The sequence below is a fragment of the Paenarthrobacter sp. 10L420 genome, assembly GCF_056395385.1.
Genome location: NZ_JBFTJK010000004.1, coordinates 51,862 through 66,337, shown reverse-complemented (window position 1 = coordinate 66,337; position 14,476 = coordinate 51,862). Strand labels below are relative to the sequence as shown.

12 protein-coding genes and 1 riboswitch are annotated in these 14,476 nt (G+C 62.8%); of the genes, 3 read left to right on the top strand and 9 right to left on the bottom strand.

The window, feature by feature from the left end:
• Positions 1-125: 125 nt before the first annotated feature.
• From AC1DD5_RS08705 to AC1DD5_RS08680, 6 genes are all read right to left on the bottom strand, one after another.
• Positions 126-947: a DNA/RNA non-specific endonuclease gene (locus AC1DD5_RS08705; RefSeq protein ID WP_477521144.1), complete on the bottom strand. Its 822-nt coding sequence runs from the start codon at positions 945-947 to the stop codon at positions 126-128.
• A gap of 38 nt (positions 948-985) precedes the next feature.
• Complete coding sequence (locus AC1DD5_RS08700) at positions 986-2,404, bottom strand: L-serine ammonia-lyase (protein WP_477521143.1); 1,419 nt, start codon at positions 2,402-2,404, stop codon at positions 986-988.
• 514 nt (positions 2,405-2,918) lie between these two features.
• Positions 2,919-3,305 carry a glycine cleavage system protein GcvH gene (gcvH, locus tag AC1DD5_RS08695; RefSeq protein ID WP_477518056.1) on the bottom strand — a complete coding sequence of 129 codons (387 nt, stop codon included), beginning with the start codon at positions 3,303-3,305 and terminating at the stop codon, positions 2,919-2,921.
• A gap of 515 nt (positions 3,306-3,820) precedes the next feature.
• Positions 3,821-4,969: a glycine cleavage system aminomethyltransferase GcvT gene (gene gcvT / locus AC1DD5_RS08690; RefSeq protein ID WP_477521142.1), complete on the bottom strand. Its 1,149-nt coding sequence runs from the start codon at positions 4,967-4,969 to the stop codon at positions 3,821-3,823.
• 14 nt (positions 4,970-4,983) lie between these two features.
• The gene (gcvP, locus tag AC1DD5_RS08685; protein WP_477518054.1) at positions 4,984-7,830 is read right to left on the bottom strand and encodes an aminomethyl-transferring glycine dehydrogenase; all 2,847 of its coding nucleotides are present in this window, start codon (positions 7,828-7,830) and stop codon (positions 4,984-4,986) included.
• Between the two features lie 184 nt (positions 7,831-8,014).
• Positions 8,015-8,112: riboswitch (glycine riboswitch) on the bottom strand.
• 93 nt (positions 8,113-8,205) lie between these two features.
• A complete protein-coding gene (locus tag AC1DD5_RS08680; protein ID WP_442006961.1) occupies positions 8,206-8,745 on the bottom strand; it encodes a TetR/AcrR family transcriptional regulator in 540 nt (179 codons plus the stop codon).
• Between the two features lie 73 nt (positions 8,746-8,818).
• Between AC1DD5_RS08680 and AC1DD5_RS08675 the strand changes: the two genes are divergently transcribed.
• Positions 8,819-10,369: an MFS transporter gene (locus tag AC1DD5_RS08675; protein WP_477518053.1), complete on the top strand. Its 1,551-nt coding sequence runs from the start codon at positions 8,819-8,821 to the stop codon at positions 10,367-10,369.
• 12 nt (positions 10,370-10,381) lie between these two features.
• Here the strand turns inward: AC1DD5_RS08675 and AC1DD5_RS08670 are convergent, their stop codons facing one another.
• Positions 10,382-11,032, bottom strand: a complete 651-nt coding sequence (locus AC1DD5_RS08670; RefSeq protein WP_477518052.1) for a cyclodeaminase/cyclohydrolase family protein — start codon at positions 11,030-11,032, stop codon at positions 10,382-10,384.
• A gap of 75 nt (positions 11,033-11,107) precedes the next feature.
• Here AC1DD5_RS08670 and AC1DD5_RS08665 point away from each other — a divergent pair, with 75 nt between their 5' ends.
• The gene (locus AC1DD5_RS08665; protein ID WP_477518051.1) at positions 11,108-12,352 is read left to right on the top strand and encodes an amidohydrolase; all 1,245 of its coding nucleotides are present in this window, start codon (positions 11,108-11,110) and stop codon (positions 12,350-12,352) included.
• A 68-nt stretch (positions 12,353-12,420) separates the two neighbouring features.
• Here the strand turns inward: AC1DD5_RS08665 and AC1DD5_RS08660 are convergent, their stop codons facing one another.
• The gene (locus tag AC1DD5_RS08660; RefSeq protein WP_477516632.1) at positions 12,421-12,642 is read right to left on the bottom strand and encodes a hypothetical protein; all 222 of its coding nucleotides are present in this window, start codon (positions 12,640-12,642) and stop codon (positions 12,421-12,423) included.
• A gap of 74 nt (positions 12,643-12,716) precedes the next feature.
• Entirely contained in the window at positions 12,717-13,706 is a 990-nt protein-coding gene (locus AC1DD5_RS08655; protein ID WP_477518050.1) for an NAD(P)/FAD-dependent oxidoreductase, read from the bottom strand.
• Positions 13,707-13,858: 152 nt separating this feature from the next.
• Between AC1DD5_RS08655 and AC1DD5_RS08650 the strand changes: the two genes are divergently transcribed.
• Entirely contained in the window at positions 13,859-14,440 is a 582-nt protein-coding gene (locus AC1DD5_RS08650) for a helix-turn-helix domain-containing protein (RefSeq protein WP_477518049.1), read from the top strand.
• The last annotated feature ends 36 nt before the right edge of the window (positions 14,441-14,476 follow it).

Here is a 14,476-nt window from a genome sequence, read left to right as displayed (position 1 = left end):
AGTTTATCCGGAATTCACTGGTGAAACATTAGAGAATTATCAGAAATAGTCATCTTTGGGCGTCACGAAGCTCATGGCCACGACACGTATTAAAGGGGAGCCATGTCCCCGTCCAGCGGCGCCCCTTACAGCCGGATCTGCTCAGCGCTCTCCAGCTTGATGGCTTTCGGTTCCTTGCCGAGTTCCCGCTGGCCCTTCACAAGGCGGTCCGCGTTGGCGAGTCTGCTGAGGCTCAGTCCGGTCAGGTCGGCGATCTGTCCGATGGGAACCTGGAAGGTCCGGAACGGCCCAAGCGGGGGTGGCTCACCTTCAAGGAGGCGCTGGTCGATCGCCTTCTTCAGTTCAACTTTGCCCAGCAAGGGCGATTGGTCCAGCACAAAGCCGGCGGCGCCGAGTTTGGCGTCGTTGGTCCATACGGCGATTTTCCAGAACTTCCGCGGAACCTGTACGCCCCTGTACGGGAGGTCGTCGTCGAGAAGTACTGGCCCGGTGAACACGGAGAGCTTGGCGTCGTACGCATCGGCGTGGCCCAGCACGTGGTCCTCAAGCCCCACCCACAGTTCCTTGCCTTGGTTGAAGTCGTCCACCTGCGGTGCGGCATTCGTAAAGACGAAGGTCTCCTGGTTGGCCGTTTTCGCCGTGGCCGCATCGCCCCACACGGGATCCAGGCGACGGACCAAATGCCCACGATCGAACGCGTTGTTTTTGTAGACGTCCGGGCCGGCCTGCTGTTCCTTAGGGATCCTGCTATCGAAATGCCAGGTTCCCTCGCGGGCCAGCGGGCTCAACTCCCGACCACTGATGTTGACCCCCACGATCGCCGCGAGCTTCCGAGCCACCCGGAAGCGCACGGAGAAGTGCGTGTAGTCCAAAAGAATCGTCGTTGCCGACGGACTGGGCAGTTCAAGGCGTGCCCGCAAAAAATCCCTGTCGTATCCCCCGCTCATGGATACAGCATGGCACTAGCGACCGACAGTAAACAGACTCAGCATTCGACGACGTTCACGGCCAGGCCGCCCATCGCGGTTTCCTTGTACTTGGAGGACATGTCCTTGCCGGTCTCGCGCATGGTCACGATCACCTCATCCAGCGACACCCGGTGCGTCCCATCACCCCACAACGCCATCTTCGCCGCGTTGATCGCCTTCGCCGCAGCAATCGCGTTCCGCTCAATACACGGAATCTGCACCAACCCCCCGATCGGATCACACGTCAACCCCAGATTGTGTTCCATCGCGATCTCCGCCGCGTTCTCCACCTGACCCGGCGTACCACCCATCACCTCAGCCAACCCGGCAGCAGCCATCGACGACGCCGAGCCCACCTCACCCTGGCAGCCCACCTCAGCCCCCGAAATGGACGCCTGCTCCTTATACAACACACCCACCGCACCCGCGGCGAGCAGGAACTTCACCACCACATCGTCCTTGTCCTTTTGGCTGGCCTGATCCATGCCCGGGGCATAATTCAACGCGTAATACAACACCGCCGGAATGATCCCCGCCGCGCCGTTCGTCGGCGCCGTGACCACCCGCCCGCCCGTGGCGTTCTCCTCATTAACAGCCAAGGCGATCAGGTTCACCCACTCCTGCCAATACTTCGGATCGTTGCGGTCCTTGTCTTCCTTCAACAACCGCTCCAGCCAGTCAGGAGCACGACGGCGGACCTTCAACCCCCCGGGCAACACACCCTCACGCTTCAACGACGTCTCAACACACGCCTCCATCACATGCCAGATATGAAGCAAACCCTCCCGGATCTCCTCCTCCGACCGGGACGCACGCTCGTTGATGAACATGATGTCGGAAATCCCCAGACCCTTCGAGGAGCAGCGGCCCATCAACTCAGCAGCCGTCCGGAACGGCAACGGCAACTCCGCCTTCGTCTCCTCCAACTCCGCCCGGGCCGCGTCCTCCTCACCCTCGCGGACAATGAACCCGCCACCAACCGAGAAAAACGTCGCCTCCCGCAGGATGTTGCCCTCGCCATCAGCCACGGCAAACTTCATCCCATTCGTATGCCGCGGCAACACCGTCAACGGATGCAGGATCATGTCCTCCACCGCATACGGCAACTGAACCCCGGCACCCGCTTCACCGGCTCCCGCCAGATTCAGCACACCCGTCTCAGCGATCGACGCGAGCCGCTCCTCCACCTCATCGGGCAGGATCAGCTCGGGGTGATATCCCTCCAAGCCCAGCAGCGTGGCCGTCATGGTCCCGTGGCCACGGCCAGTCGCAGCCAAGGAGCCATACAAATCAACCCGCAAAGAGGCCACCTGGTCCAGCAGGCCGGACTCACGCAGCTCACCGGCAAACACCGCGGCAGCCCGCATCGGCCCCACAGTATGGGAACTCGACGGGCCAATACCCACGGTGAACAAATCGAAAACACCAACAGCCATGGTCGGGATTCCTTAATACAGTTTGAAACGGTCCGCCAGATGGTCCTGGCGGATGGTCTCCCCCGCTCGTGGCGGAAGCGACCGAACAACGACGCCGGGCGGCCCCTTTTGGCGGCAACCCGGCGTCGCGAATTATTTAGTTCCTACAATCCCACGCTACGCCACAGTGGGCGCTGTATGGTCGCTTCGAGCCAACGTCCTCCGCGGGCTCCACCGTCCATTTCGGGGCTCCGCTGCCAAACATGCCGTGCGCACGGCATCTCCGGCAGCGAACCCCCGAAACGGACTGGCAATACCTAACGCTCGCCGGGGAACTGGCCCCATGGGACCGGCGTCCGGCAGCGGGCGTCTAAGCGAGCATCCCAACCCCACGATACGGTGGCGCCTGAACGCTGGCCCCTTTGGGACCGGCGTCCGGAAGCGTGCGTCCAAGGGAGCATCGCATCCGCTCAGCGGGTGCATATGCGACCGAGCACGCGGAGGACGTCGGCCCCGACGGGCCGAAAAGTGACCCTTAGGACAGATCTCCGCCATTCTTGGAGGCGTACTCCTCGGCCGAGAGCAGCGGGCCCTCGGACTCAGCGGCGACCTTGAACAACCAACCAGCACCATAGGGGTCGTTGTTGATCAGGGCGGGATCGCCCACGACGGCGTCGTTGATCTCGGTGACCTCACCAGTGACCGGCGAGTACAGGTCCGAAACGCTCTTTGTGGACTCAACCTCGCCACAGGTCTCGCCAGCAGTCACGGCGGAGCCAACCTCGGGCAGGTCAACGTACACGATGTCACCCAGCGCGTCGGTGGCAACCTCGGAAATCCCGACGGATACCAGGTTCCCCTCCCCGCGGGAAACCCACTCGTGCTCGTCGGAGTACTGAAGTTCGGGCGCTACTTTGGGCATTCTGTTTTCCTATTCTTTGGTTGGCAAAATCTTTGTGCTGCGTGTGCGGCAGCCTTGGCTGGGTTGGGGGCGTGGAACCGGGTTCCTCCGCGGGCTCGGTCGCGAGGACGCCCGCTGGGCGGACGTGCCGCTCCCTTGGACGCCCGCTCCCGGAACCCGCTCCCCCGCCGTCGGCCCGCCATCCCTGGCGAGAACCCATAACATACTTGGATCCGAACCACAGCGCGGAACCAGCCTTGCGGCGTGCCGCCAAGTCGAACGGACCCAAGTCCCGTGGGCAAGGTGATCCAACCGGATCACCTTCGGCAGGTTGCCACTCCCTCAGCATTCAGCGGTTCGAGGGGCGCCAGAGTGGCCGCGCGTCCTGGTGATGTGCGCAGCCCCTTCGGGTCCGGTGACCGGCAGCATGCGTCTAAGAGAGCATCGCGTCCGCTCAGCGGGCGCCCATGCGACCGAGCATGCAGAGGTCGCCGGCCCCGACGGGCCAAAAGGCGACCCGTCGGGACAACCCCCGCTTACTTCTGGCGCTTGTAGAACGGCAATGCGACCACTTCGAACGGCTCGCTCTTACCCCGCAGGTCGATGTCCAACGCAGTTCCAATTTCGGCATGCTCGACGTCGACGTAGGCCAGCGCTACCGGGTAACCAAGCGTCGGGCTGGGCTGGCCGGACGTGACTTCGCCTACCACTGCGCCGTCTTTGAGGACCGGGTAGTGGCCTCGACCAGCGCGACGGCCCAGGCCCTTGAGGCCCACGAGCTTGCGGCCGCTGGTGGAGCCGGCGCCGTCAGCCTTGAGGGCAGCGAGTGCGTCTTTGCCGACGAAGTCGCCTTCCTTGGAAAGTGCGACGACGGGACCGAGCCCTGCCGCGAAGGGGTTGCCTTCGCGGGACAGTTCGTTGCCATAGAGCGGCATGCCGGCTTCCAGGCGCAGGGAGTCGCGGGAAGCCAGGCCTGCGGGGACGAGCTCGCCTTCTTCAGCGGCGTCGGTGATGGCCTGCCAGAGGTTAGCAGCGGAGTCGTTGGACACAAAGATCTCGAAGCCGTCTTCACCGGTGTAGCCGGTGCGGGCGAGCAGCAGGTCCTGAGTGCCGCCGTCGAACGTGAACGGCACCTCAACAGCGGCGTAGTACTTCAGTTCGGTGACCAGGGCGTGCTGCTCTGCGGGCACAAGGCGCAGGAGAATTGCTTCCGCGCGCGGACCCTGGACGGCGATGAGCGACGTCTCGGAAGAGGCGTCCTCCACAACCACGTCAAAACCAGCCGCGCGCTCCAGCAGTGCCGCCGCCACAACCGCAGCGTTGCCCGCGTTGGGGACCACCAGGAACTTGTCCTGGCCTTCTTCGGGAGAGGGGCGACGGTAGGTGATGAGGTCGTCGATGATGCCGCCGTCTTCCTGGCAGATCAGCGAGTACTTGGCTTTGCCTTCGGCCATGGCGGAAATCTTGCCTACCAGCGCATAGTCCAGGAACTTTGCAGCGTCAGGTCCGGTGACCCAGACTTCGCCCATGTGCGAGAGGTCGAACAAGCCAGCGGACTTGCGGACTGCGTGGTGCTCGGCCAACTCGGACGAATACTTAAGGGGCATCTGCCAGCCACCGAAGTCGGTGAAGGACGCGCCCAGTTTCTTGTGCTCTTCGTAGAGAGCGGTGTAGTTCTCGTTCATTTGCAGGGCGTCCTTTAGTTTTCGAAGTCTTCGATCGGCGGGCAAGAGCAGACCAGGTTGCGGTCTCCTGCTGCGCCGTCGATGCGGCCAACGGGCGGGAAGTACTTGTCCTGCTTGAGGTGGTGGACGGGGAACGCGGCCTGCTCACGCGGGTATGCGCGGTCCCAGTCAGAACTTACGACGGCGGCAGCCGTGTGGGGTGCCTTGCGCAGCGGGGAGTTCTCAACAGTGAAATCGCCTGTGGCAACCTGCTCGATTTCGGCACGGATGGTGATCATGGCTTCGATGAAGCGGTCGATCTCCACGAGGTCCTCGGACTCTGTGGGCTCCACCATGAGGGTTCCGGCGACAGGGAACGCGAGGGTGGGAGCGTGGAAGCCGAAGTCGATCAGGCGCTTCGCAACGTCCTCAGCTGTAACGCCTGTGCGGGCAGTCAGTTCACGGAGGTCCAGGATGCATTCGTGGGCGACGAGTCCGCCTTCCCCGGTGTAGAGCACGGGGAAGTGCTCGTTGAGGCGGGAAGCGATGTAGTTCGCCGCCAGCAGCGCGGACTTGGTGGCTTCCGTGAGCCCCTGGCCGCCCATGAGCTTCACGTAAGCCCAGGAAATTGGGAGCACACCGGCCGAACCGAAACGGGAGGCCGAGATCGGGACGTCGTTGCCTTCGGTCCAGGAAGCAGCGTCACCGGGCATGAAAGGTGCCAGGTGGGCCTTGGCCGCAACCGGGCCAACACCCGGTCCGCCACCGCCGTGCGGGATGCAGAACGTCTTGTGCAGGTTCAGGTGCGAGACGTCGCCGCCGAATTTGCCCGGCTGCGCGAGTCCAACGAGGGCGTTGAGGTTTGCCCCGTCAATGTAGACCTGTCCGCCGGCTTCGTGGATGGCGTCGCAGACTTCCCGGACGTCGGCGTCGTATACACCGTGCGTGGACGGGTAGGTGATCATGATGGCCGAGAGAGCGTCCCGGTTGGCTTCGATCTTGGCCTTGAGGTCAACGTGATCGATGGTGCCGTCAGGAGCGGTGGCCACGACAACAACCTTCATGCCGGCGAGCACTGCGGAAGCAGCGTTGGTGCCGTGCGCAGATGCAGGGATCAGGCAGACGTTTCGCTGCTCGTCGCCACGGGACAGGTGGTAACCACGGATCGCGAGCAGGCCGGCGAGCTCACCCTGCGAACCGGCGTTGGGCTGGATGGAGACCTGATCGTAGCCGGTGATCTCAGTTAGCTGGGACTCAAGATCGGTGATCAGCTCGCGCCAGCCCTCTGTCTGGGAATCCGGAGCGAACGGGTGGATCGAGGCGAACTCCGGCCACGAAATGGCTTCCATCTCGGCGGTTGCGTTGAGCTTCATGGTGCAGGAACCCAACGGAATCATGGTGCGATCCAGTGCAAGGTCACGGTCCGAGAGCTTGCGGATGTAGCGCAGGAGCTGGGTTTCGGAGCGGTGCGTGTTGAATACGGGGTGCTGCATGAAGTCGCTTGAGCGCTCCACGGAAGATTCCAGCGCGAAATCTTCTGCTGATTCGAGCACCGAAGCGCCGAAGACCGCCGCGACGTCGGCGACAACCGCCGTCGTTGTGGTCTCATCAACAGAGATGCCCACCAGATCAACGTCAATGCCGCGCAGGTTGATGCCCTTGGCCTCGGCGGCGGCCACAATCTCAGCCGCTTTGCCGGGGATGCGGACTGTGATGGTGTCAAAGAAGGAAGTGTGAAGGACCTCGACGCCGGCAGCCTTCAGCGACGCTGCAAGGGTGCGGGCGTGACCGTGGGCGGTTTCGGCGATTGCCTTCAGGCCTTCCGGGCCGTGGTAGACGGCGTACATGGACGCGACGATGGCCAGCAACGCCTGCGCGGTACAAATGTTGGACGTGGCCTTCTCGCGGCGGATGTGCTGCTCGCGGGTCTGCAGCGCCAAGCGGTAGGCGGGGACACCGGCGTCGTCCTTGGAAACGCCCACCAGACGGCCGGGCATGGAACGCTCGAGACCCTTCTGGACGGCCATGTACGCGGCGTGCGGGCCGCCGAAGAACAGCGGAACGCCGAGGCGCTGGGCGGAACCGACGGCGATGTCCGCACCTTGCTCGCCCGGAGGGGTGATGAGCGTCAGGGAGAGCAAGTCTGCTGCGACCGTGACCAGTGCACCGCGTTCCTTGGCCTCAGCGATGACGGCGGAGTGATCAAACACGCGGCCCGAAACGCCGGGCTGCTGCAGGACGACGCCGTTGATGACGCCCTCCGGGAGACCGAGCGAAAGGTCAGCAACCTCAACCTCGAAGCCGAGGGCCTCAGCGCGGCCCTTGACGATGGCAATGGTCTGAGGAAGGCAGTCGGCGTCGAGGACGGTCTTCCCATCATGGGCTGCCTTGTTTTTGTTGGCACGGCGCATCATGAGCACGGCCTCTGCCACGGCGGTTGCTTCGTCCAGCAGGGAGGCGTTGGCGATCGGCAGGCCCACGAGGTCCTGGACCATCGTCTGGAAGTTCAGCAGGGCTTCGAGGCGGCCCTGCGAGATTTCCGGCTGGTACGGCGTGTATGCCGTGTACCAGGCCGGGGATTCGAGGATGTTCCTGCGGATAACCGGCGGCGTGACGGTGTCGTAGTAGCCCTGGCCGATCATCTGGACGGCAGTTTTGTTCTTGGACGCAAGCTTGCGCAGCTCAGCCAGCACCTCGACTTCGCTGAGCGCGTTTTCAAGGGTGAGGGCAACGTCCTGGCGGATGTCGTTGGGGACGGCCGTATCAACCAGCGAATCAACGGTGTCGTAGCCGACCGTCTTGAGCATGGTTTCAATGTCGGCCTGGCGGCGGGCGCCAATATGCCGATCGACGAAGGTGGTGGAGGCTGAACTAACCGTCACGAAGGAACTCCATTACTTGGGCGGCGTTTGGGTACGCCACAGTGGCTGGGTTCCTCCCCACTCTGTATTGGACCTGAGAGTTTCCGCGTGTTGCTTGCACAACGATCGCTTGCACCGTCGGTGAGCACAGCATTTCGTCCGCGCCAAAGGACGCGGCAAAAGGCCTGCTACTTTCCAGAGTTGCCTCGCCGCGGCGGTGCGTGGGCCTGAGAGATTCCTGGGGAGGGTTTGCTCCTACGGCGCCCGCATCACTTGCTTGCAGGACTCTCCCGCCGCAGATCAAAGGCATATTCAATTGTTTGCGTGCCCCAGTAAAGGCGCACCACAAGGCTCAATTGTCCTACGTCGCGGGCGTCGCCGCAAATGGATGACCCGCTACTTGCGGAGCCGGTCCAGGACGCCCAGCAGGATCTCGACGTCGGCCTCCCGCCCGGCCTTGCCGCCTTCCCGGCCACCCTCGAACATGGCGTTGAAATACAGGCCGTCGCCCATGTAACTGACGGCCTTGGCAACCTCCGGACCAACATCCTCGGCCAGGACGTCCAACCACTGCTGCTGGATTCCGGCAAACCTGTGGCGGGTCTCCTCATGGGCAACTTCGGCCAGTCTCGTGGCAGCAACGAATGCCCGATCCATGGGAGTTCCGGCCCACAGTGAGGTCCGAATGAAGTAAGCAGCGCTGCCATCTGGTGCCGTCTTCATTTTTTCGATGTCTGCCTGGGCCAACTCATCCAAGCGCTCCAACAGAGCGCTGATCAGCGATTCCTTGTTGGGGAAGTGGTAAAGCAGTCCGCCCTTGGAGACCCCTGCCCGCTTGGCGACTGCGTCAAGCGTGGCAGCCCGCTCCCCCACTTCGATAAGGAGGGCTTCGTAGGCATCAAGGACTGCATCCCTGGCAACTGGCTTTCGTGGCATGACTACATCATTCCCTACGGGGTTGGCGGTGCTGAATTTGAAACTGTACCGTCTAGACGGTACAGTAAACTTTATGTTCACGCCGTCCTCAACCCAAGCGCCCCGCTCCACTCGTACCTTGACTGGTCAGGCAGCACCGTGGCGCGATTGGACGGCCCTGGCACTCCTGATGTTCCCGGTGCTGCTGGTGGCCGTCGATAACACCGCGCTCACGTTCGCCCTGCCGGCAATTGCCCGCTCCTTGGATGTGGGTGGCGTGCAGCTCCTATGGGTCATTGACGCCTACCCGCTCGTGTTGGCGGCGCTGCTGGTTTCCATGGGCAACCTCGGCGACAGGATCGGACGACGGCGGCTGCTGCTGATCGGCAGCACGGGCTTCGCCGCGGTTTCGGCTGCTACAGCATTCGCGCCTTCCGCGGAATGGCTGATTGCGGGCCGCGCCGCACTGGGCGTATTCGGCGCCATGTTGATGCCTTCAACGCTGTCCTTGATCCGGAACATCTTTGCTGATCCGAACCGTCGGCGGCTCGCAATTGCCGTCTGGGCTGCCGGATTCTCGGGTGGCGCAGCCCTTGGCCCGATCTTTGGCGGCTGGCTGGTGGAACACTTCTGGTGGGGTGCCGTCTTCCTCGTGGCGGCCTTCCTCCTCCTGCCCCTCCTCGCCTTCGGCAGGGTCCTCATTCCCGAATCCAAGGACGCCAACCCTGGCCGTGTGGACGTGCCCAGCATCGCGCTGTCCGTGATCACCATGGCTCCGTTCGTGTACGGCATCAAGGAATTCGCTGTTCACGGATTCGGGGCGTCGGCAGCGGCCTTCATGGTCTTCGGCCTGGTGATGGGAATTCTGTTTGTCCGTCGCCAGCGGCGGATCCAGAGCCCCATGCTGGACGTCTCTTTGTTCAAGAACAAGGTGTTCAGCACAGCGATAGTGGCCAACGTCCTGTCCTTGTTTTCCATGACGGGCTTCATCTACTTCTTCGCCCAGCACCTGCAACTTGTTGAGGGCCAGTCCCCCATGGAAGCAGGCATCGCAATGATTCCGGCGCTCCTGGCAACGGTCATCGCCGGCCTGGTAGTGGTCCCGCTGGTAAAGCGCGTCCGGCCAGGATTCGTGGTCGCCGGCGGACTTACCCTCAGCGCGGCGGGCTATTTGGTGGTCGCTGTAGGTGACCACGGCAGTGGACCTGTGTTCCTGTTGTCAGCTTTGACTGTCCTCGCCGTTGGCGTAGGCGCAGCGGAAACCATTTCCAACGACCTCATCCTCGGCTCGATGCCGGCCGACAAATCCGGAGCGGCGTCCGCGATCTCCGAAACCGGCTACGAGCTGGGTTCGCTCCTGGGAACGGCCGTGCTGGGCTCTATCCTCACTGCGTCCTACCAGCACAACCTCGTCATCCCGGAGGGGTTGTCCACGCAGGCAGCCGGTAAATCGGGAGAAACCCTGGCGGGCGCAGTGGATGCTGCTGCGGCGCTACCCGCTCCGCTATCGGATGCCCTGACAGCCGCCGCCCGGGTAGCGTTCGAATCCGGCGTCCACATCACTGCGGCGATTGGGCTGGTATTGATGGCTGGCGCGGCAGTGCTTGCCGCCGTCGTGCTCCGCCGGGTTCCCAAGGCGCAGTAAGCACCGCGGGAATCAGTGGCCGTCCGTAGGTGCAGCCTTGGCATCTACGTCCGCCACCAGCTGGTCGATCCGGTCCAGGGCATCGCTGAGCCGCCCTACCGTTGCCCACAATTCAGGATGCTGTTCCTTGATCTCGTCCAGTGATGCGCCTGCGGATCTGAGCGATCCGAGATCAAAGCTCACGTTGGTGCGGGCTCCTGCGATGGCCGCCCTGAGGGCTCCGAAGCCAACCACCACGTCAGCAATGAGCGCCGGATTCCCGTTGGCAGCCAGCCATCCCAGGTCCTCAATCGCGTCGATGGCATGGTCTCCAAGGACCGCGGACGCCTTGGCTGCATCGACGGATGCACGGTGGATTGCATCCTCGCGCTCCGCGCCCGGATCAAGCCGGAAGGCCGCGCCGAAAGCCTTCGACGCCGCCGCATCGTCGTCGGCCAACTTAAGGGCGGTCTCGCGGAGGGATCGGGCACGGGCGTGCAGCTCGGCCAGCCGATCATCGGGGGCCTCCGTATAGCCGGCAACCATTGACGTCAGGGATGCTGCAATAGCGAGCATCACGCCGGTCCCTGCGCCTCCACCAGGTGATCCAGTGGACTCCGCCAGAGCCTTGGTCCAATCCTCGACCGTCGAGCGTTGGGTTGTGAACTCTTGTGAAGATTCCATGCATCAAGTTTGCCCTCTGGTGACCTCGGTACACTGGCCAGACCCTGCGGCGTCTACCTGTTAAGGAAAATTCCCATGAGCATGGACCTTGAAGCCCTCTACCGTGACCTCCACGCCAACCCGGAGCTTTCCTTCCAAGAGGTCAGAACCGCCGGGATCATCAGCGGACACCTTGAGGACTTGGGATTGTTGGTTCACCGAAGCGTGGGGAAAACCGGGGTTGCAGGAGTCCTGGACAATGGCCCCGGACCTGTGGTCATGCTTCGTGCCGATATGGACGCGTTGCCCGTCAAAGAAGCCACCGGATTGGACTACGCAAGTACGGCAGTCGGCGTCGATCATGAAGGCCGTGAGGTGCCGGTCATGCATGCGTGCGGGCACGACGTACATGTCACCTGCCTGCTCGGAGCAGTGGAAGAGTTGGCCGCAAAGCGGCAGGAGTGGCAGGGCACCCTGATCGCCGTCTTCCAGCCAGCCGAAGAATGGGGTGGCGGTGCCCAGGCAATGGTCGCGGATGGGCTCTTTGACCTGGTCCCCAAGCCGGACGTGGTCCTCGGCCAGCACGTGGCGCCCTTTCCTGCCGGATGGTTCGGCATCCGTCCCGGTGTGGCCATGGCGTCAGCGGATTCCCTCAACGTGACTTTGCATGGGCGCGGCGGCCACGGCTCCCGGCCCGAAACCACCATTGATCCAGTGCTCATGGCCGCGGCAACCATCATGCGCCTGCAGGGAGTGGTGTCCCGCGAACTCGCCGCCAGCGATTCCGCAGTAGTTACGGTTGGGCAAATCCATTCGGGAACCAAGAACAACATCATTCCCGAGACCGCAACCCTTGGCCTCAGCATCCGATCCTTCAGCGAGCCCACCCGGGAGAAAGTCCTGAACTCGATCGAGCGCATCGTTCGAAGTGAGGCTGCCGCCTCAGGCTCCCTCAAGGAACCCGACTTCCACTATGAGGAGCGCTTCCCGTTAACCGTCAATGATGAATCGGCCGCGGGAAGGGTGTCTTCAGCATTCTCCGATAGGTTTGGGGCGGCAAGGATCATAGACCCGGGCCCCGTCTCAGGCAGTGAAGACGTAGGGCAACTCGCGACGGCGGCCGGCGCGCCCTTGGTTTTTTGGTTCTTGGGCGGGATCGGGGCCACCCACTTTCAAGATTGGGCGACGACGGGTCGCCTGCCGGAGGACGTTCCATCGAACCATTCGCCCTTCTTTGCCCCGATCATCCAGCCAACACTGACCCTTGGCACGGAAGCACTGGTTACCGCCGCCCTCGAATTCCTGGACGTCCCGAAGCAGGCAGCAGGAAACCCCGCTTAACGGACAATTCACCGCCGCGAGCGGTGGTGAATTGTCCGTTGTATGGGGTTCTTAGCCCAGACCGATGCCTAGACCTTTTCGCGGATGCGGTCGATCTTCGGTTCTGAAACCTCAAATTCCCTGCGACGACGGGCCAGGAAAGTCCACAACGTTCCTTCTGTCTGCGGGCTCTTCTCAGCAGGGGCCTCAGGTGCCTGATCCTTGCTCGTCTCAGGCTTGTGCATCTCGGGCGTGCGCACGGAGTCCTTCTTCGAGCGCCTCTCATAGCCCTCATAGTACGAGTAGCACATACCCAACCTCCTTAGTGGCTGTTCTTTAATCGTCCTCGCACATGGACCGTAAGTCGACTGCTAATTATTGCAACTCACGGTGAAACAAGGCCTTCAGTGCGGGTGGCCGCCGTCGCTACCGCCAGCCGGGTTTCAGCCATCATGAGATCCGCGTTGATGACTGCACCGGACATGTTTCCTGCTGCCGCAGCAGCCACTACCTGCCCAGTGAGGTCCGTAACGTTGCCGGCGACCCAAACGCCCGGCACTGACGTGGCTCCTCCAGGCGCAGCCGCTTCAAAATGAAGTCCGACTCCCTGGGGGTGTTCCACCGGCTCAATGCCGAGTGATTCGAGCACCCTGGAACGCGCTTCCATCCGCGGACCAGCCACCACCGCCTCAACTGGTATCACCGAGCCGGATTCCAGGACGACGCCGCTCAGGGCATCGTCAGTGACGTCCAATGACTGAACCTTGCCTTCGACCACCCTGATGGATCGGGCCGCCAATTGTTCCCACTGCTCTTCAGTCGGTTCAACGATGTCGTTCAGGAACAGCGTGATATTGGGGCTCCACTGCCGGAACAACAGAGTCTGGTGCAGGGCCATCGGTGTGGAACCAAGGATGCCGATTGCTGTGTTCCGCACTTCCCAACCATGGCAGTACGGGCAGTGCAGGACGTCCCTGCCCCAGCGCTCCCGGAGGCCCTGCACGTCGGGAAGGATGTCGGTCAGGCCCGTGGCCACCAGTATCCGACGCGCCCCGACAGTCCGACCATCAGCCAGGTCCACCTCAAAGGCGGGCTCGGAAACGTTGGCGGGATCCGGCGTCGAACGCGCCGCCACAGCCACGCCCGAAACGATGTGGCCGCCGTAGTGCAAAACTTGAGCCCGACCGAGTGCCAGGAGTTCCTTGGGGCTGAGCCCGTCCCGGGAAAGGAAGCCGTGCACGCCAGCGGCAGGGGCGTTCCGTGGCTCCCCTGCGTCGATGACCAGCACGGACCGCAACGCCCTACCCAGCGTGACGGCGGCACTTAACCCAGCTGCGCCACCTCCCACAATGACGACGTCGTACTGTTGTTCCATTTTTGCCTCCTGTTCGCTGTGTTGCGAGCCCTGCTCTGCGTGTTATTCCCGGGTTTTCGGGCGCAAAGCGGGCCTCACAATGGCCTGATTCAATGCTCAACCGGAGACACCGAAAGCAGCAACAAATTTTGCCACTATGGCAAACTGGAGCCATGACGCCGGATTTCAGCAAAATGCTCGACGCCGTCGGCCCTCGCCTGCGAGCGCTACGGACCCAACGCAATGTGACCCTGGCGGAGGCCTCGGCAGCCACGGGCATTTCAGTCAGCACGCTCTCCAGGTTGGAGTCGGGGCAACGGAAGCCCACGCTCGAACTACTCCTGCCCATTGCACGGCTTCACCAAATCCCCCTCGAAGAACTCATCGACGCCCCGGAAACCGGTGATCCGCGGATTCACCTCAAGCCGCACGTGCACGAGTGGGGCACAGCCGTGCCGCTGACGCGACGGGCCGGGGGCATTCAGGCGTTCAAGATGGTCCTGCCGGGCGGCACTGCGAAGGAAGTTCCCGATCCTCAATCGCATGAGGGCTACGACTGGATGTACATCCTCAACGGCAAACTTCGGCTTGTCCTGGGTGAGAACGACTTCATTCTCAAAGCAGGTGAGGCGGCGGAGTTTGATACGCGGACGCCGCACTGGTTCGCCAGTGCCACTAAGGAACCCGTGGAGCTCCTTACCCTTTTTGGGCAGCAGGGCGAGCGCATGCATGTCAGGGCGCGGCCGAAGCGATAGGTGCCTCCTAAGGGCAGGAAATGAAGGGAATTCATT

What these genes read in the sequence shown, in the direction of transcription:
- AC1DD5_RS08660 (WP_477516632.1), bottom strand. Translation starts at nt 12,642, where the DNA reads ATGTGCTACTCGTACTATGAGGGCTATGAGAGGCGCTCGAAGAAGGAC.
- AC1DD5_RS08650 (WP_477518049.1), top strand. Translation starts at nt 13,859, where the DNA reads ATGACGCCGGATTTCAGCAAAATGCTCGACGCCGTCGGCCCTCGCCTG.
- gcvT (WP_477521142.1), bottom strand. Translation starts at nt 4,969, where the DNA reads ATGAACGAGAACTACACCGCTCTCTACGAAGAGCACAAGAAACTGGGC.
- gcvH (WP_477518056.1), bottom strand. Translation starts at nt 3,305, where the DNA reads ATGCCCAAAGTAGCGCCCGAACTTCAGTACTCCGACGAGCACGAGTGG.
- AC1DD5_RS08665 (WP_477518051.1), top strand. Translation starts at nt 11,108, where the DNA reads ATGAGCATGGACCTTGAAGCCCTCTACCGTGACCTCCACGCCAACCCG.
- AC1DD5_RS08705 (WP_477521144.1), bottom strand. Translation starts at nt 947, where the DNA reads ATGAGCGGGGGATACGACAGGGATTTTTTGCGGGCACGCCTTGAACTG.
- AC1DD5_RS08655 (WP_477518050.1), bottom strand. Translation starts at nt 13,706, where the DNA reads ATGGAACAACAGTACGACGTCGTCATTGTGGGAGGTGGCGCAGCTGGG.
- AC1DD5_RS08680 (WP_442006961.1), bottom strand. Translation starts at nt 8,745, where the DNA reads ATGCCACGAAAGCCAGTTGCCAGGGATGCAGTCCTTGATGCCTACGAA.
- AC1DD5_RS08675 (WP_477518053.1), top strand. Translation starts at nt 8,819, where the DNA reads ATGTTCACGCCGTCCTCAACCCAAGCGCCCCGCTCCACTCGTACCTTG.
- AC1DD5_RS08700 (WP_477521143.1), bottom strand. Translation starts at nt 2,404, where the DNA reads ATGGCTGTTGGTGTTTTCGATTTGTTCACCGTGGGTATTGGCCCGTCG.
- AC1DD5_RS08670 (WP_477518052.1), bottom strand. Translation starts at nt 11,032, where the DNA reads ATGGAATCTTCACAAGAGTTCACAACCCAACGCTCGACGGTCGAGGAT.